Here is a 20,704-nt window from a genome sequence, read left to right as displayed (position 1 = left end):
GCGCCGCCGGCCGTACGCGGAAGAGGTCCACCCCGGCCAACGTCCGCTCCCAGTTCCTGGCCGCATCATCGTCGGACTGGTCGAGCAGCTGTGCTGAAAAGGAGCCGCGTGCGTCTGCGGGCCTGACGGGCGACGGGTCGATGCGCAACCAGCCGATGAGCGGGACGATCTGTCCGCTCAGCCCAGCGATGCACTCACCGTACGCAACTCGTCCAGGGCCGCCAGGACGTACCCGGTGAGCTCGTCCTTGCCGTCACGGTCGCCCTCGGACCATTCGGCGAACCCGCGCTTGAAGGCGAGGACGCCCAGCTCGCTCGCTAGGGCCGCGGCCGGGTCGGACAGGCCGCGGGCGACCAGGGCGGTCGCCATCGCGGCCGCGAGGCTGACGGTCTTGAGGGCGTCACGCTCCTGAAGCTCGACACTGGCGGCGACGGCAGCCTTCAGGCGCGGGGCGAGCTCGCGATTCATGGGACCCATCGCGCTCGACGCGCGCTCAAGACCGGCAGCGACCGCCTCGAGCGGGCTGGCGTCATCGGGCGCCTCGGCGATCCCCTCGGTCAGCAGCCGGCTCAGCGTCTCCTGTCCGGCCACCAGCAGCTCTCGCTTGTCAGGGAAGTGCCGGAAGAAGGTGCTTTTGGTGACCCCGGCGCGCTCGGCGATCTGCGCGACCGTCGTGGCGTCGTACCCCTGCTCGGTGAACAGGTCGACTGCAGCCACCACGAGGCGTTCGCGTGCGCCTGGTTCCCATCGTGCCATGGCCCCATCCTACGTGATGGGACTCTTGTCCCATCGCTCTGCTAGAGTGATGGGATAAGAGTCCCATCACTTGAGGGAGAGCTCCATGCACGTCTTTGTCACGGGTGGCACCGGTCTGATCGGTTCCGCCGTCGTCGCCGAACTGCTCGGCAATGGCCACAGCGTCCTCGCGCTCGCCCGTTCCGACGCCTCCGCGCTGGCCGCCGAGGCGGCCGGCGCCGAGCCTCTCCGGGGAGCTCTCGCCGATCCGGACGTCCTTCGCTCCGGCGCCGCTCAGGCCGACGGGGTGATCCACCTGGCATTCGCCAACGATTTCAGCAGCCCCGACGCCGTTGCCATGGCGGTCGCCGAGGAGAGTGCCGCCCTCGCGACCCTCGGCGAGGAACTCGTCGGCAGCGACCGGCCCTTGGTCACCTGCTCGGGTACGCCCCATGTGCCGGGCCGTGCCTCCACCGAGGCCGACCCGCTGCCGACCGACGGGCCGGTCGGTGGTCGTGGCCGCGCCGTCACGGCGGTCCTGGGCCTGGCCTCGCGCGGGGTCCGGAGCACGGCCGTACGCCTGCCGCGCACGGTCCACAACCAGGGCACGGGCGGGTTCGCCGGCTTGTTGACCGACATCGCACGCCGGACCGGAGTGTCCGGCTACCCGGGCGACGGCACACAGCGCTGGCCGGCCGTGCACGCGCTCGACGCGGCAGTCCTCTTCCGGATCGCGCTGGAACAGGCGGAAGCCGGCACCTCCTGGCACGCCGTGGCCGACGAGGGAGACCAGGTGCGTGACATCGCCGCGGTCATCGGCCGACGGCTGGGCCTGCCGGTCGAGTCGCTGCCGTCGCAGACGTACGGCCCTCTCGGCCCGATCTTCGCGAACGACCAGCCCTCGTCCAGCGCCCGCACCCGGCAGACCCTCGGCTGGGAGCCGAAGCACCTCAGCCTCCTGGAGGACCTGGAGAACCTCCAGCCCTGAGCGGCGACCGGAGGGCCCGCTCACGGCGCTCGCGCCGACAACGGCAGACCCTCACACCCCACCCACTCGGCATCACCGCTGTGCGGCCATTCACGTCCACAACCAACAGGTCCACACCCGATAGGAGGCCCCCATCATGGTGGCAGTTGTCTTCGGCGCTCGCGGTAACGTCGCTCGTCACGTGGCCGATGGCCTGCTGGCCGCCGGTGAACAGGTCAGAGCGGTCAGCAGGACCCCAGCCTCGGGCTCGACGCCCGGTTGGGAAGCCGTCGCCGCCGACCTGGACCGCCCCGAGACGCTGCCCGCGGCGCTCGACGGCGCCGACAAGATGTTCCTGTACGGAATGCTCGACCCCCAGAGGCCCTACGACGTCGAGAAGGTCGCTGCGGCGGCCACAGCTGCGGGGATCCGGCAGGGGGTTCTGCTCTCGTCAGTGTCGGTCGTGAACCACGACGCCGACCACCCGGTCCCCCGCCTGAACCGCACGATCGAGCAGGCCATCCAACGGTCCGGCATGGACTGGACGTTCGTCAGGCCAGGCACGTTCGCGATCAACACCCGCACTTGGTGGGCTGAATCGATCCGCACGGACAACGTCGTCCGTCTTCCCTATCCGCTCGCACACTCGGCACCGGTGCACGAGAAGGACATCGCGGCGCTTGCGGTGACCGCCTTGACCGAACCGGGTCACTCGCACCAGGCATACACCGTCTACGGAGCCGAGTCCCTGACCCTGCAACGGCAGGTCGAGTACATCGGCGAGGCCCTCGGCCGCCGCATCCGGGTCGAACACGTCTCCGACGAGCAGGCTCGCGCGGACATAGGCAGAACAATGCATCCGGTCGTGGCCGAGGCGATCGTGAGTCAGCGGGCCGCTGCCGACGGCGTCCCGGCCCTGACCTCCGTCATCGCCGAAAAGATCACCGGCACGCCGGCGCACAGCTACGCCCAGTGGGCCGTCGACCACGCCGACGACTTCCGCTGAGCTCCTCTGAGATCAGTAGCGTGGCGTCAACCGCTGTACCGATGCCCCGAGGCCGACCACGTGCCCCCAGGGCCTGCCGTCCACCGTGCAGTCGTCGGCCGGCAGCGGGCGCCGGGGCGACTGGCTGTAGATCCCCTTCCACATCCGCTTGCCGTTCACCGACAAGGCCCTGATCGTGACGGCCGACTCCGCGATTCCCAGCTCCATGCCCGGATCAACGCCGCCGTCCCCGTGGACGACGCGGCCGCCGGGCCCGGTTCGCGCGTTGGCCACGACGTCCTCGGGGCCGGTGGTCTTGTTGCCGACGACGGCGAGCGCGACGGAGTGCTCTGCTGCCTGCCTCTGACGCCATCTCACCCCGTCCGTAGCAGATGGGCAGTCGACCTTGATCCGCCCGCAGCGACCCGGACGGTCAGCGGCACTGTGCGGGTGGTCGGTGGGCGCTGCCGACGTCATGCCGCCGCGCGCTCGCCGCTCGGTTGGCGGCGCAGTCCGGGGCGCTGGAGCGCCGGCGGCTGGTAGGCCATGTCGAGCGTGCCGGTGTCGGTGCCGGGCGGCACGATCGCGTCGATCCGGTCCAGCACGTCGTCGGTGAGGGTGACGTCGACGCCCGCGAGCAGGTCGTCCAGGTGTTCCATGGTCCGCGGTCCGAGGAGGGCGGACGTCACGCCCGGGTGAGCGAGCACGAAGCCCATCGCGAGGTGCGTGAGCGGCAGGCCGGCCTCCTCGGCCAGCGGGATGAGCTGCTCGACCACGTCGAGCCGACGGTCGTCCGTGAGGTGCCGGAAGCCGTACCTGGACCGGTGCGTCGCGGCCTCCCGGCCCTTGCGGTACCGCCCCGTCAGCAGGCCGCCGCCGAGGGGCGACCAGACCAGGGTGCCCATGCCGAACTCCTGCGCCACCGGGAGTACCTCGCGCTCGATGCCCCGGTTCAGGATCGAGTAGACCGGCTGCTCGGTGCGCGGCCGGGCCAGCCCGCGCCGCTCGGCGACCCAGTGCGCCCGGACGATGTCGGAGGCCGGCAGGGCCGACGTGCCGAAGGTGCGGATCTTGCCGGCCCGCTGCAGATCGGTGAGGGCCGCGAGGGTCTCCTCGATGTCCGTGTCGGGGTCCGGGCGGTGGATCTGGTAGATGTCCACGTAGTCGGTGTCGAGGCGGCGCAGCGAGTCCTCCAGTGCGCGCACCAGCCAGCGCCGGGACGCGCCCTGGTGGTTCGGCTCGTCGCTCATCGGGCTCCGGGCCTTGGTCGCGAGCACGACGTCGGCCCGCCGTCCCTTCAGCGCCCGGCCGACGATCTCCTCCGACTCACCGTGCGCGTACCGGTCGGCGGTGTCGACGAGATTGATGCCGGCGTCGAGCGCCCGGTGGATGATGCGGACGCAGGCTTCGTGGTCGGGGTTGCCGAGGGCGCCGAACATCATCGCGCCGAGGGCGTAGGGGCTGACCTTGATCCCGGTCCGGCCGAGGCTGCGGTAGCGCGGCCATGGCGACCAGCGGGATGGCGGCACCCATCGCGGCGATGGCCCCGGCGATGGCGATCACGCGGCGGGTTGCCGGACGGCGGCGATGAGAGCGTTTCTGAGCTGGCAACGGCACGTCCTTCTGGCGCAGTGGGCCTTGGTCTCGGCCCGGCTACCCGTCAGTTGCCGCCACGTGCAGAAGGTTGCCGTGGATCGGAGAGAAAATTTTTGGAGTGTGGAGTGAAGAGGTTTTCGGTGACGTGGCATCGTCCCGTCGTCATCGAGAAGGCCCGCGCGGGCAGCCGGCTTTCGGCTTCGCAGCCCCGAAGACCCGGGCGCGGCTGGTGGCTGTCCGCGACCCGCCGGGCTTTGCCCTGAGCGCGCAATGCTGCGGCTGCGCCCTGCTGGCCCTCTCCTCGACCGCTCGGAGTTCGAGGGCGGTCGGAGGTCGTGTACGAAGCATGCTTGGCGAGCCTGGAGACGCTTCTCGCCGAGAGCGTCTTCGCTGCGGCAGCGGAAACGGTCGTGGTCTCACCGGTCTCCGACTACGAGGATCCCGTGCGGGTGGTGGAGTGGATCCGCCGCCTCAACCCGCCCTCCCGGGCCCATCGCTTTCCCCGCTGGCTCCAGACCACCCGAGGCGCGAGCCTGATCTTCTCCGAACCAGCGTGCTCCCAGCAGACCGACCCTCTTCCAGCAGGCACTTCCTGCGGTGAGGTAGCCGGAGACTGTGCCAGCCATCAGGCGTCCGCCACCGCTGGCGTTTCGCCGTTCCGCGCTCCGCGTCGAACGGGAAGCCACCAGGGCGGAAAGATTTCTGCATCTTCGCGGCAACCTTTTCCCCTTCCCCGGCCACTTGGTGTTGTCCGGCCAGATGGTCCGGTCAGATGTAACGGCTGAAGGAGAGCAGACATGTCCCTTGAACGAGAGCACAGACATGTCCCCAGCCCATCCGCGTCATCGGTGGCGTCCCGCGCTGTCGGCCGCAGTGGTCGCCCGAAGCATCGTGGGCGTCGGTGGTACGCGCGTCGGGGTTTCTGGGCGGCCGTCGCCATGACTGTCGTCGCCGGCTCCGTCGTTGTGGTCGAGGGGGCCTCAGCGGGCACCACCGACCTGAAGGGATGGTACGTCCTGGTCAACCGCAACAGCGGTGAGGTGCTGGACGGCCGCGCCGCCGCCACGAACGACGGTGCGGCGGTGGACCAGTGGGACCGTTCCGGCTTGGCCAATCAGCAGTGGCGCTTCATCGACGCGGGTGACGGGTATTACCGGTTGCAGAACCGGAACTCCGGCAAGGTGCTGGACGACTACGGCTGGTCGAAGACCGCCGGCTCCGCCCTCGTGCAGTGGAGCGACCTGAACGGCGCCAACCAGCAGTTCAAACTGGCGAAGTCGCCGGACGGCTACGTGCGTTTGATCAATCGCTTCAGTCGTATGGCCGTCGAGGTCCACAACGGCTCCAAGGCCGCGGGGGGCGACGTCGTCCAGTACTACGACTGGGGCGGCGCCAATCAACAGTGGCAACTCGTCCCGGCCGGGAGCGGCGGCAGCGCGGGTACGCCCACCGCGACCGGCGGCGGCAATCCCACGAGCCAGACTCCGAGCGGTACGAGCCCGTCGTCGACCACAGCCGGTGGTGGCAGCTCGACGACACGTTTCATGGGTAGCAGCACCGTGCTCATCGGCGGCTCGATGGCTGACGCCTCGGCGAACGCCGCACCGTTCGACGTGCAGTACGCCTATGTGCACAGCAAGCCCGCGCCCTCGTCGGACTACTATTCGGCATCGCGATGCCAGGATGCGTGGACGAACTGGTGGGGCTGCTGGAACGGCAGCACCACGGCGCCCGGCACTTACGTGACCTGGCGGGACGCCCAGGTGGCCAAGGCGGCTTACAAGGGCGGCCCGCGCCCGCAGAAGTTCCTCTGGACCTGGTACTCCTTGCGCGACCTCGGTGATCTCGCGGGCGAGGGCGACGGTCCGGGTGAGGTCAAGGCCATCAACAGGGTCGACCTGCTCACCCGGTACCTGAACGACTACCGCTTCTTCCTGCAGAAGATCGGCAACTCGCAGGAAATGATCGACCTCGAGCCCGACTTCTGGGGCTATGTCCGGTCGCTCGGCAATCCGCACCAGGTTCCCGCGCAGGTCACGGCCGCAGATCCGACGGACTGCGGATCGCAGGAGAACAGCGCCGCCGGCCTCTCGCACTGCCTGATCGCGATGGCGCACAAGTACGCGCCGAACACCGGCGTGGGGATGCACCTGACCTGCTGGGACTGGCAGACCAACACCCAGGGATGCATCAAGGACTACGCGAGCCTCGGGGCACAGAACGCCGACTTCCTGGTCTCCGACGTGTCGGACCGCGACGCCGGCTGGTACGCACAGCCGGCCCACGGCGGCCGCAACAACTTCTGGACCGACCAGAAGGCCGCCGCCGCGCTGGGGTTCTACAAGACGATGGCCGAGTCCGTGGGCAAGCCGGTGGTCCTGTGGCAGGTCCCCGTGGGCAACATGGCGCAGAACAATATCCTCAACCACTACCAGGACGACAAGGTCGACTGGTTCTTCGCGCACATGGACCGGGTGGCGAACGCGCACATTGCCGGACTGCTGTTCGGCCCAGGGCAGCAGGAGCAGACGACGGTCGAGACCGACGGCGGAAACCTGATCAGGAAGACGATCGCCTACCGCGACTCGGGCGGTGAAGCGCTCAGGTAGGCGCAGGTGCGAACCCGACCCCGTCCGCTTGACGACGGGGTCGGGGTTCGTCCCTTCTGTTGGCGGCTACCCGGTTCTTCGCCCACCTGATGCGTCGCCGCCGCGTGTGCGACTTCGAGCGATCCACCGCCAGCGCCGAGGCGATGGTCTACCGGCCGATGACGATGCTCATGACCCGCCGTCTTGCCCGGCGACGCCCCTCGCGCACGTGAAACGGCCTGGCGCCGGCTCGTATCTTCAGCCGCCAGGACCGGGCTGCCGCGAGCGAAAATGATTCCGACCGGAGCGGCAACCTTCGCTGCCGCGGCGGCAACTGACGACAAATAGGGGCCATCACTCGCGGGCCACCGCTCCAGAAGGACGAACCGGTGCGCGCCGACAGGTCCTGCGGCTGCCCCAGTGGCGGATGAATCGGGAGATGATAAGGCGGCCGCAGCGCCCTTCGTCGCGCGGCTCGATGTGCGGCCGCTCCTGGTGCGGCGTCAGGGCCGTTGTTGCCGGACCTCCTTCGGCGGCAACCGCAGCAGCAGGTCGTCTCGAAGCTATTGGCTGAACGCCCAGTGATCGGGGGTCCGCCCGGCCGGTAGGGCCGGCGGGACCCCCTCGACTGATCGGTCACCTGTTAGGTGCGATGGTCCAGCTCTGTGCAGGTGTTGAGGATGAGCTGGGTGTCGGGTGTGGTGTCGGCGTTCGGGTCGTCGACGCATCGATTCCGTGCTCCAGCGGATCCTCGAACGGTGGCACGTACCGGGCACCGAGCACGCTGGCTACGACCCCTACAGCGGTGACGTCCGCGCCGGCGGCCAGGCCCGCGCCGAGCACGGCAGGGGATTCAGGCACTGCTGCGCTCCGCATTCTGCCAGATCGGCCTTCACGGCACAGAAGTTGACACTCCACCAGACTGCCTCCCACCTGCGGTCGAGCGCTTCGTGCCGCGCACTCGCGTCCACCTTCCTGAAGATCTCGCACACTTTCCGTTATCCGCAGCTCCATGCCCGATCTCCCATACGTCGGCAGCAAACCACCCCCATCTGTCGACGAGGAGAGAACATGACCGGCAAACGAGTGGTGCTCGGGCGCGACAACGGCCCTGTACCGGTGGGCACTTCGGTAGCGGCGAGCGTCATCGTCGGCACTCTGTCCCGCCACGAACGGTCCCCGAACTGACTGTCAGTCGACTCATCGCCGAGCCTGCGATCGGCCAGGACCAGCCATCGGCTCGGCGCCCCACAACCGACACGGGCCAGCCGCGTCGGAAAAAGTGACGAAGCATCACCTCATTTGCGCAGCCTCCCCACTAGGCCGCGCCGCACGGTGCTGCCCCCACACCAGGAGAACCCATGAAAGCCGCACACGCCCGCAACAAGCTGCCCAAGCTCCTGATAGCCGCCGCCCTCGCGCTGACCGCCGGGGTCGGGATCGCCGCCAACGGGCCGGGCAGCGCTCACGCGGGGCTCACCAGCCCGTCCCCCGAAGCCAAGACCGACGCTCCCCGCGCAGGTCTGGCACCCCAGTCGGCCACCGAAGCCGTCCAGGACGACGCGAAGCAGGTGCGCCCCAAGGATCGTCGACCTCTGCCTTCCGACACCGAGGCACAGCACCAGAACTACGGCAGCCCGACAAGGTCCGCCGCGGCAAGGTCGAAGGCGACGACCGGGGAGGCAGGCGGCCCGAAGGCGAGTGTCGCCGCCTGCTCCATCAGCGCCTTCACCGCGAACACTGGCGGCGCCCTGATCCAGGCGATCCAGTCCGCCGGCCCGGACTGCATCAACGGCCTGTTCAACGTCACCGGTTCAGACGCACACCTGGCCTTCCAGGAGTCGCAGATGACCACGGTGGCGGACGCCTTGGCCGCCGCCTCCCGCAGCTATCCGGGGGACAACAGCACCCACGTCCTGGAGCTCGTGCTCTACCTCCGGGCCGGCTACTACGTGCAGTGGAACCACAAATCCGACGTCGGTACCTACGGCAGCGCTCTGCAGACCGCGATCCGGTCAGCCCTGGACTCCTTCTACGCCAACGCCCACAGCCTGGACGCCACCGACGCCAACGGCGCCGTCCTCTCGGAAGCCGTCACCCTGATCGACAGCGCCGGCCAGAACGCCCGCTACCTGCCCGTCCTCAAGAAGCTGCTCACGGGCTACAACAGCTCGTACAACAACTCGTACAACATGCTGACCGCGGTCAACAACGTCTACACCGTCCTCTTCCGCGGCCACCAGAACCCCGACTTCGCCACCGCCACCGAAGCCGACCCTTCGATCCTCACCACCCTCGAGACCTTCGCCAACAACAACCTCGGCCTCCTGGGCGGACCGCAGAGCTACCTGGCGTCCAACGCCGGCACCGAGCTGGCCCGGTTCCTCCAGGACCGCACCCTGACCCCCACCGTCCGCCCGATGATCAAGAACCTGCTGGCCAAGTCCTCGATGACCGGCCCCACCGCCCCCCTCTGGGTCGGCATCGCCGCCCAGGCGAACGACAACGACCAGAACAACTGCTCCGACTACGGGACCTGCGACCTCCCCAACCGGCTCAAGAAGGCCGTGCTGACCATCGACTACCAGTGCGGCACGATCCACATCGTGACCCAGGCGCTCACCAAGGAGCAGCTGCTCAGCACCTGCGACAGCCTCACCGGCGAGAACGCCTACTTCCACAAGCTCGCCAAGGACCCCGGCCCGCTGCCCGACGACCACAACAGCGCCATGGAGGTGGACGTCTTCCACTCCACCAGCGACTACCAGACCTACGCCAACGTCATCTTCGGCGTCGACACCAACAACGGTGGCATCTACGAGGAAGGCGACCCCTCCAAGCCCGACAACCACGCCCGGTTCGTCGCCTACGAAGCCGACTGGCTGCGCCCCGACTTCCAGATCTGGAACCTCAACCACGAGTACACCCACTACCTGGACGGCCGCTTCGACACCGCCGGCGACTTCGCCGCCACAACCGCCACCCCTGGCACCATCTGGTGGATCGAGGGCTTCGCCGAGTACGAGTCCTACGGCTACCGCGGCGTGACCGACACCGCGGCGGTCGCCGATGCGGCCAAGGGCAGCTACCCGCTCAGCACCGTCTTCGCCAACACCTACAGCAGCGGCACGGACCGGATCTACCCCTGGGGCTACCTCGCGGTGCGCTACATGATGGAGAACCACCGCTCCGACATCGACACCCTGCTCGGCCACTACCGATCCGGTGACTACAAAGCCGCACTCGGCCTGATCAACTCCATCGGCACCAGCTACGACGCCGACTGGGCCAAGTGGCTCAAGGAATGCGCCGCCGGTGCGTGCAACGCCCCCGGCAAGCCGCTCACCGCCACCTTCACCGCCAAGGCGAACGGCCTGAACGTCGCGCTCACCGACACCACCGAAGACTCCGCCGCGATCACCGCCCACAAGTGGGACTTCGGCGACGGCACCACCTCCACCGACGCCAATCCGACCAAGACCTACGCCAAGCCGGGCAGCTACCACGTCCGGCTGACCGTCACCGACAAGGCCGGCGCCACCGCAACCGCCGACCAGACGGTCGCGGTCGGTGCTTCAACCGCCGAGTGCACCGCTGACGACACCCGCCGCCTGGCTCAGAACTGCAGCCGATCCAACCTCACCGCCGCCGCCCGGGACAACAGCTACCTCTACATCGACATCCCCGCCGGAACCAAGAACCTCACCATCACGACCACCCCCGGCACCGGAACCGCCGACCTCTACTACAGTCCCACCACCTGGGCCGACAGCACCGCCAACACCGCCTCCGCCACCGGCAACGGCCCGCACACCCTCACCATCACCAACCCCCCGGCGGGCTGGAACTACATCACCCTCCACGCCACCACCGCCCTCACCGGCGCCACCGTGACGACCACGTTCTGACCCCGCCGGTCGCGCCGTCCCGATGTCCGGCTCTCTGACGGTGAACTGCCGCTGTTCGACGCCGGATTTGTGGCGGCAGAGCGCGCGGGGCGGGGCGTGGAGCACAGGCAAGATCGACTGGCCGGGACACGCGCTGGCGACACGCCGCGAGGGTGATCACGGCGCACGTTCGGTGGGTAGAGCAGCTTGATCGCGCAGCAGTGGCCTTCGCGAGTTCACCGCCCGAAGGGGTGGCCGCCGGCCGGGAGCAGGGAGCCTTGCCTGCTGGCCGTGGGTTATTGGGCTTGTACAACGGGCAAGGCCGGGCAGATGCGGGCGGCTGGCGCGTCGGACGAGGAGATCGCCCGCACGCTGCACCAGGCGCGCCGCGACCTCGGGGTGAAGTACAAGGACGCGACCCCGGAGGAACAGCGCGAGGCGACCTACGCCCGCAACCTGACAAAATACGGCGACAAGCTGGGGCCGAGTATCGACTGGCTGCGGGCTCGCGGCAACTCATGGCAGGACATCATCGACAGCGCGACACGGACCGGCGGCCAGGACCTCGGTCTGGGAAAGAGGTAGTGGTGCTGCTTCTCGCCAGCTTCGACACGTTCGGGCTGGGCGCCGACTTCGAGCCGGCGACTGGGGAGCTGAGCCTCGAGCGTGCCATCGGGCCCGGACAAGCGACCCACGGGCACTACGGTGAACTGGCTGGAACCGGCGTGGTTTTCTACCGGGACACGGACGGGCTCCATGTACGGGTGGGAGAGCGTGAGTGTCGGGTTGACGCCGCGACTGCCGTTCGACACTGGGTATGCGAGTCTGAATGCGTCCTGGCGATCGGTCAGTTCGCTGAACTGCGCTATCCGGCACCGTCGGAGTGGTCCGACTTGGAGAAGGACATGACCCCGTTCATCGACGCCGAGGACTTCGACCTCGGTCTTTTCATCGCCAACGCGATGGGGGACCGGGATCGAGCGGAGAGGATCTATCGCTGACGGTTGCCACAGCCGGTCCGTCTCTTTGACTTGGTTCAGGGGCGCGCGGCCTGGTTCGGATCCAGCCGTGCATCCTCAGGGAGGGGCACCTGCACTTCAGCAGGTGCCCCTGCGCTTGCCGAAAGCTCCTGGCCCTTCTGGTGATGGCGGTCACTTTCCCCACGCTGAGTATTGAGCTGGTATTACCGGGCAAGAATCAGCGGCGAGGCGTTCAAAAGGGAGCGAGGGAGTCCTGGATTGAGGGGACCAGATGGGGACCAGCCCCGCAGGCGAACCCCCGCAGGCGGTGTCTCCGGGGACCTGGCAGGTGGGTGCCTCGCTGGCCCTGTGCGAGTCAGAATAGCCAGATTGCGCTCTCTGGCGACAGCCATCCGGACAGTTCCGCCGGCGAATTCCACGCCATGCTGTGGGCATCGGGTCACATGCTGGCCGTCGTACTCCTGACATCGCCGCCAACAAGCAGCGGAAAGCCCAGCCGAGAAGCCAGGTCGCGATTACTCGCCAGCCAGCCGGCGGCGATTCTCGACAGCAGAGGAAGTTCCACCTCCTCACGCGAGGCGGCAAAGACGCGCGAGCCTGCTTTGTAGCGTTCCCACATGCCCCGAACCGCACCGAGCGGCGCCGACCGCGAACTGATGCACCTTGCCGCAGCCGACGGACACCCCGTTAGCGCCAGCCAGCTCAAGCACTGGCGTAGGCGAGACCTACTGCCCCACAAGCGGGAGTACCACGGCCGAGCCGGCACAAGGGCCGTCTACCCGCTGGGGACTCCAGACCTCGGTCAAGTGAACTCCTGTCAGCGGTTCGGTTCCTCGTTCGTCGTGTCGTCAGGCTCTGACGGACGACTGGGCCTTGTAGTAATTCAGGTAGTCCCGCATCGCGGAGTCGAGGGGCACCTCGCCGTCCCCATGGGTGGCACGCCAGAGGCGGTTCTCGAGCCAGAACCGGTAGGCGAAGTACTCGAAGGAGGGCGCGCACCAGAGGATCGCAGACCTCTGGGCCGCGACATCGTCCAAGTCGCTCTCCGGCTCCGTGTAGAGGTCCGAGAGCGCCTCGTACTCGAAGCTCTACGGGGCTGGGCAGCGGATCGGAGAGGCTGCTCCGGCAACCGGTCACCGGCACCTCGTCCAAAGCGCCCTGCAGATTCGAGGACGTGCAGAAGCTGACGAAGTCCTCCGGCAGCGCCAAGCCCTTGGTCGCCAGCTTCTCTTCCAGCCTCAGCAGCGCCGCAAGCGCAGATCCGCCAGGCCGCTGATTACGCATACTGCGAGTTCGACGGTTACGGTCGGCTTGGGATATTCCTGTGCCCATCGCCGGTGCTCCGCAAGCTCCAAGGTGCCAAGGACGCCGTAGCGCGAGCTGAAGCCCGGGCGGTGGAAGAGGAGAGCCCTGCGCATCACCGCGAGCGGGTTGTGGCAGCGTGGCGGGCGGTAGGTCGAGCCCGAACAGACGCCGAGTTGGACGCCGAGGCACGTACAGCTCTCTGGAAAGCTCGGCAGCGGCGCGAGCAGAGTGAGGCCGGCGCGAAGGCGGACGGCTTTCGCAGCTCGGCCCACCGAACCGAGTGGCGCATGCTTGACCAAGCCGCGTTCCTGGTCCGGATCATGGGACAATTCGGTGTGGGGGAGCTGATACCGCACAGGCGATATGGGTGGACGCTGCTGCGGTCGGGTGAGCGTCTGTGGAGTCAGTTTGGCGAGCCGGTGAAGCGCCCGTTCAGTCTCCATCCGAGGATCGGCAACCGGTGGTCATAGGCCGAGGAGCCGACCAACGACTGCAGCTCCGACCGTCTGGTGAGGCCGCAGGGGTTCTTGTGCCTACGAGCTGCGAAGCCACGCTGCGCACCCCGGTCGACGATCCGATCGAGTGGTGCGGCAGCACCGTCAGGAGAGAGTGCCTTGGGGCGGCGCGCCACTCTCTGTGACGGGAGTAGGCGCGCCCCAAGGATCCGTACGTGGACCGGACCGGCAGTCAGGCGTTGTGGCTCGCGGTGCACATCGGGTGCACAAGGCGACGAGGAGGGGTGAGTGCCAGCGCGTAATGGCGAGATACGTTTTCCCAGGTCAGAAGGCCTGTTTGAGCGTTCTTCCCAATAGGGGCATGAATCCCGGTTCAGAAGTCCCTGTACAGCTCGAATTTCCCGGCCATGCCAGTTGCAGCCTTTCGCTCGATCGACCCCCTGGCACCGCACCGTATGCGCCGTCCCACCGCCCCGCCCCCCGGCCGAGCCGTTCGGGTCAGGAAGCCTCGCCCGCCGAACTGACGCTCCGGCGGCGGCCGGCGAGCCAGACGTAGACGAGGATGCCGGCGAAGAGGAAGAGGACGCCCTGGTAGACGGCGGCGTAGCCGGCGCCGGCGAGCAGCCAGAGCGAGAAGGCGAAGGCTCCGAGGCCGAGGACGGCGTCGCGCACCAGGTGGGCGCCGTCGACCTTGTCGGTGGCGCCGCGGACCAGCCAGTAGAGCTGGGCGGCGGTGGAGAGCAGGTACGGGACGACCGCGGTGAAGGTGGTGACCAGCACCAGCATGTCGAACGCGCCCTTGGCGCCGCTGGCGAAGTTGGCGACGGTCAGCACCGAGGCCAGGGCCACGCTGACGATCACGCCGAAGGTCGGCACGCCGCGCCTCTCCTTGCCGAAGGCGGCCGGGAACAGGCCGTCCTGGGCGGCCGCGTACGGCGCCTGGGCGGCCAGCAGAGTCCAGCCGTTGAGCGCGCCGGTCATCGAGATCAGCGCCGCGACGGCGATCGCCGTGCCGCCCCAGGAGCCGCCGAACATGCCGTTCATGGCGTCCGAGAACGGCGCGCTGGAGTGCACCAGCTGCTCGTGCGCGACGGTGCCGAACACCGCGAGGGTGCCCAGCAGGTAGACCACGGCCGCGCCGGTGGTGCCGAGCACGCTGGCCCGGCCGACGTTGCGCTCCGGGTCGCGGACCTGACCGGCGCTCATCGCGGCCGACTCCACACCCAGGTAGCTGAACAGCAGGATCGCCGCAGCGGCCGTCATGCCGCCCATCCAGCCCTGCCCGCTCGCGTCGAAGGGCCCGAGGTTCTTGGGGTCGAAGAAGAAGAGCCCGCCCACCGCGACCAGCGCCAGCGGGATGAACTTCAGCACGGTGGAGACGAGTTGGACCGCGCCGACGTACTTCGTACCAGCCAGGTTGGCCAGCGCGGGCAGCCACTGGAAGGCCAGTGCGGCGGCGATGCTCAGCACGGTGGAGTGGCTGATCGGCACCAGCACGTCCAGGTAGCCGACGGCGGCCACGGCGAGCGCGGCGTTGCTGACCCAGGTGGTGATCCAGTACGACCAGGCCGACAGGAAGCCGGCGAAGTCCCCGAAGGCCTCACGGGCGTAGACGTACGGCCCGCCGGTGCGCGGGTTGCGGCGGGCCAGCTGCCCGAAGACCAGCGCCAGCGCGATCGCGCCCACGGTGAGGACGACGAAGGCGAGCAGGCTGACCGTTCCGAACGGTGCCACGGCGGCCGGGATCATGAAGATGCCGCCGCCGATGATGTTGCCCATCACCAGGGCGGTGGCGGTCGGCAGCCCGAAGCGGCCGTTCTTCGAGGGTCTCGCATCGACCTGGTCCGGGGTCTCCGGGTCGCTCGGTCGGGTCGCCTGCCGGGGTGCGGCGGGGCTGGTCTGCATGAGGGTGGTGCGCCTTTCGTGGTCCTGCACGCGCTCGGTGGAGCGACCGTTCATGCTCGGATGAGGCGACACCTCGCACCAAATCGATGGGATTTGTTCTTGCAGCCCGCCGTTGCACCGCAAGACTTGCGGTCGAACGCCGGTCCGACCGGCACTCGTCCGGCGCCCTTCGCGAGACCGTTCGACCGGGTATGCGGTGGTTCGGCCGCGCGGGGGAGATGTGTCACCCGGATGCCCCAGCCCGGTTGCGGCGCGCGCCCGTGGCGGCCTGTTCGTGTGCCAGCCTTGGCGCGGCGCCTCCCCGGTGGGGCGCGGCCTGGTCCGCCGGGCGGTCGAACTGACCGTTCGGGGGCTCGGGTTGAGGACCAGAGACGAACCAAAAGGACATCAGATGTCGCTTCGTGGGAACATCCGCAAGCTCGCCGTGATCGCTGCCGTGGCCGGTGCCGTCGTGGCGGCGCCGACCTCGGCGATGGCGTGGGGCCACGCACCGATGCAGTCGTCCACGGCGAGCCTGGAGGCTGGCTCCGCGGGCGTCGGCCTGGTCGGCCCGCACGCCCACTGGTTCAACCTCCACGAGCACAGCGAGAGCGACTGCGACTGCTGAATCCGCTGCACGCCGAGCCCGGAGGCCGTTCGTCGGCCCCCGGGCTCACCGCTGCCCGGCCGGCCGACCGGCGGCTTCAGCCCCGGACCGCCGCCCGTTCGCGCAGTTCCTTCAGCACCGCGATGTCCATCGCGTGGCCCGTGCCGTCCCCGCCGTGTTTGCGGTCAGGAGTCTCCACCAGCAGCGGCACCCCAGCCGTCTGAGGGTGCTCGAACAGTTCCCGGAACGGCTCCGCGCCGATCATCCCCGCGCCGATGTTGGCGTGCCGGTCCTTGCGGGCGCCGACCACGTCCTCCGAGTCGTTGGCGTGGATCAGCCGCAGCCGGCCCGGACCGGCGGCCGAGGCCAGCGCGTCGAGCGCGGCCGTCACCCCGCCGGTTGCCGCCAGGTCGTGCCCGGCCGCGAAGGCGTGGCAGGTGTCCAGGCAGACGCCCACCTTGGGGTGCCCGTCCAGCGCCTCCACGTACTCCGCCAGCTGCTCCAGCCGCGAGCAGAGCGAGCTGCCCTGCCCGGCGGTGGGCTCCAGCAGCAGCCAGGGGGCGTCCTCGCCGAGCGTGTCCAGCTCGTCCAGCAGTGGCCGGACGTCCGCCCGGACCTGCGCCATCGCCTCGGCCCGGCGCGACCCGCCGCCGGGCGCCGTGCCGACCGCCGAGCCGGTGTGCAGGACGACGCCCAGCGCGCCGATCGCGTGGCCGCGGTGCAGCGAGTGCCGTAGCGAGTCCGCCGAGCGCTCACGGGTGGTCGGATTGTCCGATCCGAAGTTGATCAGGTACGGCGCGTGCACCCAGGCCGGGACGCCCTGCTCGGCACAGGCGGTCCGGAACTCCTCGTCCTGCGCCGGATTGCCCGGGGGAGTGGCCCAGCCGCGCGGGTTGGCCACGAACACCTGCACCGTCTCCGCGCCGACCTTCCGCGCGTACGCCAGGCCCGTCCCGGCCAGGCCGCGGGCGGCGACCGGAACGTGGGCGCCGATCGGGTTGCGGACGGTGGCGACGGGCGGTACGGACGCGGTGCTCATGCCCCGAGGATGTCACGGGCCCGGACGGGGCCGGTGCGCGGCCCGTCCGCCCCGGCAGCGCGCGGCCCGACGTCCCGGCGGCCATGCACGCCACGCCGGGGCGTCCCTCCGGCGGCCGACGCCCCGTCAGCCCCGCAGCCCAGCCCTGGTGGCGGGGTCACCCGGGCGCCCATACCGTCGACTCGGCCGTACCCACCGACCGTCACCACCCGAACACGCCACATCAGACGTACCACGTCGGACCACCTCCCCGATCACCCCGATCACCGCCACATCGAGCGCGCCGAAAGACAGGTCACCACTCATGCCCACGCGTCGGGTCCACCACCTCGCCGCGGCCACCGCCGCCGCCACCGCTCTGACCACCGCCCTCGTCACGCTGGCCGCCGCCCCCGCGGCCCACGCCGCCGGCGGCACCCTGCACCTCGTTCACCCGGGCGAATCGATTCAGCGGGCCGTCGATGCCGCGAAGCCCGGCGACACCGTCCAGCTGCTCCGCGGCACCTACCGCGGCAGCGTCCGCATCGCCACCCCCGGCCTCACCCTGCGCGGCGCCGGCGTCCACAGCGTGATCACCCCCGGGGACGGTACGGAGAACGCCTGCGCCACCGCCGGGCACGGCGTCTGTGTGGTCGGCACCGAGCAGGCCCCGCTGTCCGACGTCACGATCGAGGCCCTCGCCGTCACCGGCTTCCGCAAGAACGGCATCGACGCCGCCGGCACCACCGGCCTGACCGTCCGCGCCACCTACGTCCACGACAACGCCCAGCAGGGCATCAGCCAGGAGATGTCCACCAAGGCCACCATCATCGGCAACCGCTCGACCGACAACGGCCAGTCCGGTGTCTTCCTCGCCAACTACGCCTACCGCGAGGGCGGCGCGCCCGACACCGGGGGTACCGTCGTCGCGGGCAACCGGCTCACCGGGAACCGGGTCGGCGTCACCGTCCGCCGACTGCGCGTGCTGACCGTCGAGGGCAACAAGATCAGCGGCAACTGCGCGGGCGTCTTCGTGGTCGGCGACGAGGGCGTGCCGCGCGCCGGGGACCTGGACGTCCGGCACAACCGGGTGGTCGCCAACAACAAGTTCTGCCCGGCCAGCCCGCGCCTGGGTGCCGTCCAGGGCGCCGGCATCGTGCTCACCGGCACCGAGGACACCCGGGTGACCGACAACGAGGTCCACGACAACGTCGGCACCTCGGACTTCTCCGGGGGCATCGTCCTCTTCAAGAGCGTCGTCGGCATCCCCAACACCCGGGCGACCATCGCCGACAACCACCTGAGGGGCAACGGCCCGGCCGACCTCGCCGACCGCGACACCGGCACCGACAACGCCTACAGCCGCAACACCTGCTCGGTCTCCCAGCCGTCCGGCCGCTGCTGAGCCCCGCAGACCCGAAGCCCCCGCAGACCCGAGCCCCACACACCCACAGGGACCGCCCATGACCACTGCACCCGCCAACACCGTCTCCCACGCCGAGATGCGCCTGCGCGAGCTCGTCTTCGGCGCCGCCTGCGCCGCCGCCGTCCGCGCGGCCGCCCGGCTCGGCGTCGCGGACGTCCTCGGCGCCACCCCGGCCGGCGTCACCGAACTCGCGGTCGAGCTCGACACCGAACCCCGCCAGCTGCGCCGCCTGCTGCGCGCGCTCGCCTGCTACGGGATCTTCGCCGAGACGTCCGACGACCGTTTCGAGCACACCGAGATGTCCCGCCTGCTGCGCGAGGACGCCCCCAACTCCCTGCGCTACATCTCCCTCTGGTGCACCGAGCCGTGGACCTGGGAGGCCTGGCCGAAGCTGGACGAGGCGGTCCGCTCCGGCCGCAACGTCTTCCCCGAGCTGTTCGGCAAGGAGTTCTTCGACTACCTGCACAGCGACGCGGGCGACTCGGCCAAGGTCTTCGACAAGGCGATGACCACCTCCAGCCGGCAGTCCGCCCAGGACTTCGCCGAGTACCTGGACCTCACCGGCATCGACTCGGTCGCCGACATCGGCGGCGGCCAGGGCCACGTACTGGCCAGCCTGCTGGAGAAGCACCCGGCGCTGCACGGCACCCTGCTCGATCTGCCCAAGGTGGTGGCCGGCGCCGACCCCCGGCTGCAGGACGGCGGCTCCTTCTCCACCCGCGCCCGCCTGGTGCCCGGCGACTGCCGGATGGAGATCCCGGTCCACGCCGACCTCTACATCATCAAGAACATCCTGGAGTGGGACGACGAGAGCACCCGCCGCACCCTCGCCAACGTGGTCGCCGCGGCCCGCCCCGGTGCCCGGGTCGTGGTGGTGGAGAACCTGGTCGACAACAGCCCGTCGATGCGTTTCACCACCGCGATGGACCTGATGCTGATGCTCAACGTCGGCGGCGCCAAGCATTCCGAGGAGAGCATGGTCGGCCTGATGGCAGGGGCCGGCCTGGACGTCACCGCCGTCCACCCGGTCAACCCGTACCTGCACGCCTTCGAGGCCGTCGTCCGCGGCTGACCCGACACGCCGAACGGCCGCTGCTCCCCGACTTCCGGGGTGGCAGCGGCCGTTGGCGTTGTCGGTCAGGCCTTGTGCGAGGACTCCAGGTGGGCGAAGACCACCACGTTGTCCATGTAGTCCTTCCGCTTCTTGTCGTAGGCGCCTCCACAGGTGATCAGCCGCAGCTGGGCGTCCGGGGTCTTCCCGTACACCTTCTGGTCCGGGAAGGCCTTTTTGGCGAAGGTCTCCACCGAGTCGACCGTGAACACCGCGACCATGCCGTCCGCCCGGCTCACCTCGACCTTGTTGCCCGGCCGCAGCATGCTCAGCAGCAGGAACACCGCCGGGCCCTTGGTGGTGTCGACGTGCCCGGCGACGACCGCGCTGCCGCGCTCGCCCGGGGTGACGCCGTCCCGGTACCAGCCGACCAGGTTCTTCTCGTCCGGCGGTGGGGCGTTGAGCTGGCCGGCCGGGTTGAGGGTCAACTCGGTGAACGGTGCGTCCACCGCGATCTGCGGGATCCGCAGCCGGGTCGGCTTGGACGGCTTGAGCACCGGCACGCCCGGTGCGGCCCCCCGGGAGGCCGTCGCGGTGGCGCCGGCGGATGCCGACGGCCCCGGGACGGCGGGTGCGACGGCAGCCGGGGCGGCGGGTGCGACGGCCGCCGGGGGAGCGGCCTGGCCGACGACCGAGTCGCCGCTCGGCCGGGAGCCCATCGAGTTGTAGAGCAGCAGCAGCCCGACCGTTGCCGCGCCCATCCCCGCGCGCAGCAGCCGGGGCATTCCAGAGCCGGGAGCGCCCGTCATTCCTGTCCTCCGCTAGAAGTCCTCCGCTGGAACCGCTGGCACCGCGGAAAGCGCTGAACCGCCGGAACCGTTGGAGCCGGTTCCGCAACGGCTCGCCGCCCCCGTGCGCCTCACCCCGGTCGGGGAGAGGCGCCCAGAGGCGGCAGTGGCGGGCTCAGACGGCGGCCGCGCCGGACGAGCGGCGGCCGCGGCGCAGCGCGACGGCGCCGGCCCCGAGGCCGCCGAGCAGCAGGACAGCGCCGGAGGCCAGGCTGCCGCCGGACAGCGCCGTACCGCCGCCGCCGGTGTGCACGCCGCCGTGCGGGGACTTGTGGTCCTCGCCCCGGCCTTCCTCGCCCCGGCCTTCGTTCCCGCGGCCTTCGTTGCCCCGGCCTTCGTTCCCGCGGCCTTCGTTCCCGCGGCCTTCGTTCC

The 20,704-nt window shown here is 69.7% G+C and carries 17 protein-coding genes and 1 pseudogene; 9 read left to right on the top strand and 9 right to left on the bottom strand.

Features of this window, described 5'->3' with window-relative positions; all coding sequences use genetic code 11:
* Nucleotides 1–177 precede the first annotated feature (177 nt).
* A complete protein-coding gene (locus ACH4E7_RS21440; RefSeq protein ID WP_396250599.1) occupies nucleotides 178–756 on the bottom strand; it encodes a TetR/AcrR family transcriptional regulator in 579 nt (192 codons plus the stop codon).
* An 85-nt stretch (nucleotides 757–841) separates the two neighbouring features.
* Between ACH4E7_RS21440 and ACH4E7_RS21435 the strand changes: the two genes are divergently transcribed.
* Nucleotides 842–1,723: an SDR family oxidoreductase gene (locus ACH4E7_RS21435; protein WP_396250598.1), complete on the top strand. Its 882-nt coding sequence runs from the start codon at nucleotides 842–844 to the stop codon at nucleotides 1,721–1,723.
* A gap of 136 nt (nucleotides 1,724–1,859) precedes the next feature.
* Complete coding sequence (locus ACH4E7_RS21430; RefSeq protein ID WP_396250597.1) at nucleotides 1,860–2,708, top strand: NAD(P)H-binding protein; 849 nt, start codon at nucleotides 1,860–1,862, stop codon at nucleotides 2,706–2,708.
* A 12-nt stretch (nucleotides 2,709–2,720) separates the two neighbouring features.
* Here ACH4E7_RS21430 and ACH4E7_RS21425 read toward each other — a convergent pair whose 3' ends face one another.
* Nucleotides 2,721–3,065: a hypothetical protein gene (locus ACH4E7_RS21425; protein WP_396250596.1), complete on the bottom strand. Its 345-nt coding sequence runs from the start codon at nucleotides 3,063–3,065 to the stop codon at nucleotides 2,721–2,723.
* A 95-nt stretch (nucleotides 3,066–3,160) separates the two neighbouring features.
* Nucleotides 3,161–4,129 carry an aldo/keto reductase gene (locus ACH4E7_RS21420; RefSeq protein ID WP_396250648.1) on the bottom strand — a complete coding sequence of 323 codons (969 nt, stop codon included), beginning with the start codon at nucleotides 4,127–4,129 and terminating at the stop codon, nucleotides 3,161–3,163.
* Between the two features lie 1,092 nt (nucleotides 4,130–5,221).
* Between ACH4E7_RS21420 and ACH4E7_RS21415 the strand changes: the two genes are divergently transcribed.
* From ACH4E7_RS21415 to ACH4E7_RS21400, 4 genes are all read left to right on the top strand, one after another.
* Entirely contained in the window at nucleotides 5,222–6,892 is a 1,671-nt protein-coding gene (locus ACH4E7_RS21415; RefSeq protein WP_396250595.1) for an RICIN domain-containing protein, read from the top strand.
* Nucleotides 6,893–8,232: 1,340 nt separating this feature from the next.
* Entirely contained in the window at nucleotides 8,233–10,779 is a 2,547-nt protein-coding gene (locus ACH4E7_RS21410; protein WP_396250594.1) for a collagenase, read from the top strand.
* A gap of 309 nt (nucleotides 10,780–11,088) precedes the next feature.
* Complete coding sequence (locus tag ACH4E7_RS21405) at nucleotides 11,089–11,343, top strand: hypothetical protein (protein ID WP_396250593.1); 255 nt, start codon at nucleotides 11,089–11,091, stop codon at nucleotides 11,341–11,343.
* 2 nt (nucleotides 11,344–11,345) lie between these two features.
* Entirely contained in the window at nucleotides 11,346–11,759 is a 414-nt protein-coding gene (locus tag ACH4E7_RS21400; protein ID WP_396250592.1) for a hypothetical protein, read from the top strand.
* Between the two features lie 418 nt (nucleotides 11,760–12,177).
* Here ACH4E7_RS21400 and ACH4E7_RS21395 read toward each other — a convergent pair whose 3' ends face one another.
* The 3 genes from ACH4E7_RS21395 to ACH4E7_RS21385 form a co-directional block, all read right to left on the bottom strand.
* Nucleotides 12,178–12,357: a hypothetical protein gene (locus ACH4E7_RS21395; protein ID WP_396250591.1), complete on the bottom strand. Its 180-nt coding sequence runs from the start codon at nucleotides 12,355–12,357 to the stop codon at nucleotides 12,178–12,180.
* A 229-nt stretch (nucleotides 12,358–12,586) separates the two neighbouring features.
* A complete protein-coding gene (locus tag ACH4E7_RS21390) occupies nucleotides 12,587–12,775 on the bottom strand; it encodes a hypothetical protein (protein WP_396250590.1) in 189 nt (62 codons plus the stop codon).
* A gap of 1,221 nt (nucleotides 12,776–13,996) precedes the next feature.
* Nucleotides 13,997–15,403 (bottom strand): amino acid permease, encoded by a 1,407-nt coding sequence (locus tag ACH4E7_RS21385; RefSeq protein ID WP_396250647.1) that lies wholly within the window; start codon nucleotides 15,401–15,403, stop codon nucleotides 13,997–13,999.
* Nucleotides 15,404–15,794: 391 nt separating this feature from the next.
* Here ACH4E7_RS21385 and ACH4E7_RS21380 point away from each other — a divergent pair, with 391 nt between their 5' ends.
* On the top strand, nucleotides 15,795–16,010 hold the full coding sequence (locus ACH4E7_RS21380; RefSeq protein WP_396250589.1) for a hypothetical protein: 216 nt from the start codon (nucleotides 15,795–15,797) through the stop codon (nucleotides 16,008–16,010).
* A gap of 76 nt (nucleotides 16,011–16,086) precedes the next feature.
* Here the strand turns inward: ACH4E7_RS21380 and ACH4E7_RS21375 are convergent, their stop codons facing one another.
* On the bottom strand, nucleotides 16,087–17,028 hold the full coding sequence (locus tag ACH4E7_RS21375) for a deoxyribonuclease IV (RefSeq protein ID WP_396250588.1): 942 nt from the start codon (nucleotides 17,026–17,028) through the stop codon (nucleotides 16,087–16,089).
* Nucleotides 17,029–17,332: 304 nt separating this feature from the next.
* Here ACH4E7_RS21375 and ACH4E7_RS21370 point away from each other — a divergent pair, with 304 nt between their 5' ends.
* Both ACH4E7_RS21370 and ACH4E7_RS21365 read left to right on the top strand, forming a co-directional pair.
* Complete coding sequence (locus ACH4E7_RS21370) at nucleotides 17,333–18,412, top strand: nitrous oxide reductase family maturation protein NosD (RefSeq protein ID WP_396250587.1); 1,080 nt, start codon at nucleotides 17,333–17,335, stop codon at nucleotides 18,410–18,412.
* A gap of 58 nt (nucleotides 18,413–18,470) precedes the next feature.
* Nucleotides 18,471–19,505: a methyltransferase gene (locus tag ACH4E7_RS21365; protein WP_396250586.1), complete on the top strand. Its 1,035-nt coding sequence runs from the start codon at nucleotides 18,471–18,473 to the stop codon at nucleotides 19,503–19,505.
* Nucleotides 19,506–19,570: 65 nt separating this feature from the next.
* Here ACH4E7_RS21365 and ACH4E7_RS21360 read toward each other — a convergent pair whose 3' ends face one another.
* On the bottom strand, nucleotides 19,571–20,293 hold the full coding sequence (locus ACH4E7_RS21360; protein ID WP_396250585.1) for a class F sortase: 723 nt from the start codon (nucleotides 20,291–20,293) through the stop codon (nucleotides 19,571–19,573).
* 154 nt (nucleotides 20,294–20,447) lie between these two features.
* Nucleotides 20,448–20,704: pseudogene (locus tag ACH4E7_RS21355) on the bottom strand (hypothetical protein); the annotation flags it as partial.

This window comes from Kitasatospora sp. NPDC018058 (assembly GCF_044327205.1).
Lineage (GTDB): Bacteria > Actinomycetota > Actinomycetes > Streptomycetales > Streptomycetaceae > Kitasatospora.
The sequence above is the reverse complement of the archived record's forward strand: the minus strand, read 5'-3'. Positions and strand labels throughout refer to the sequence as shown.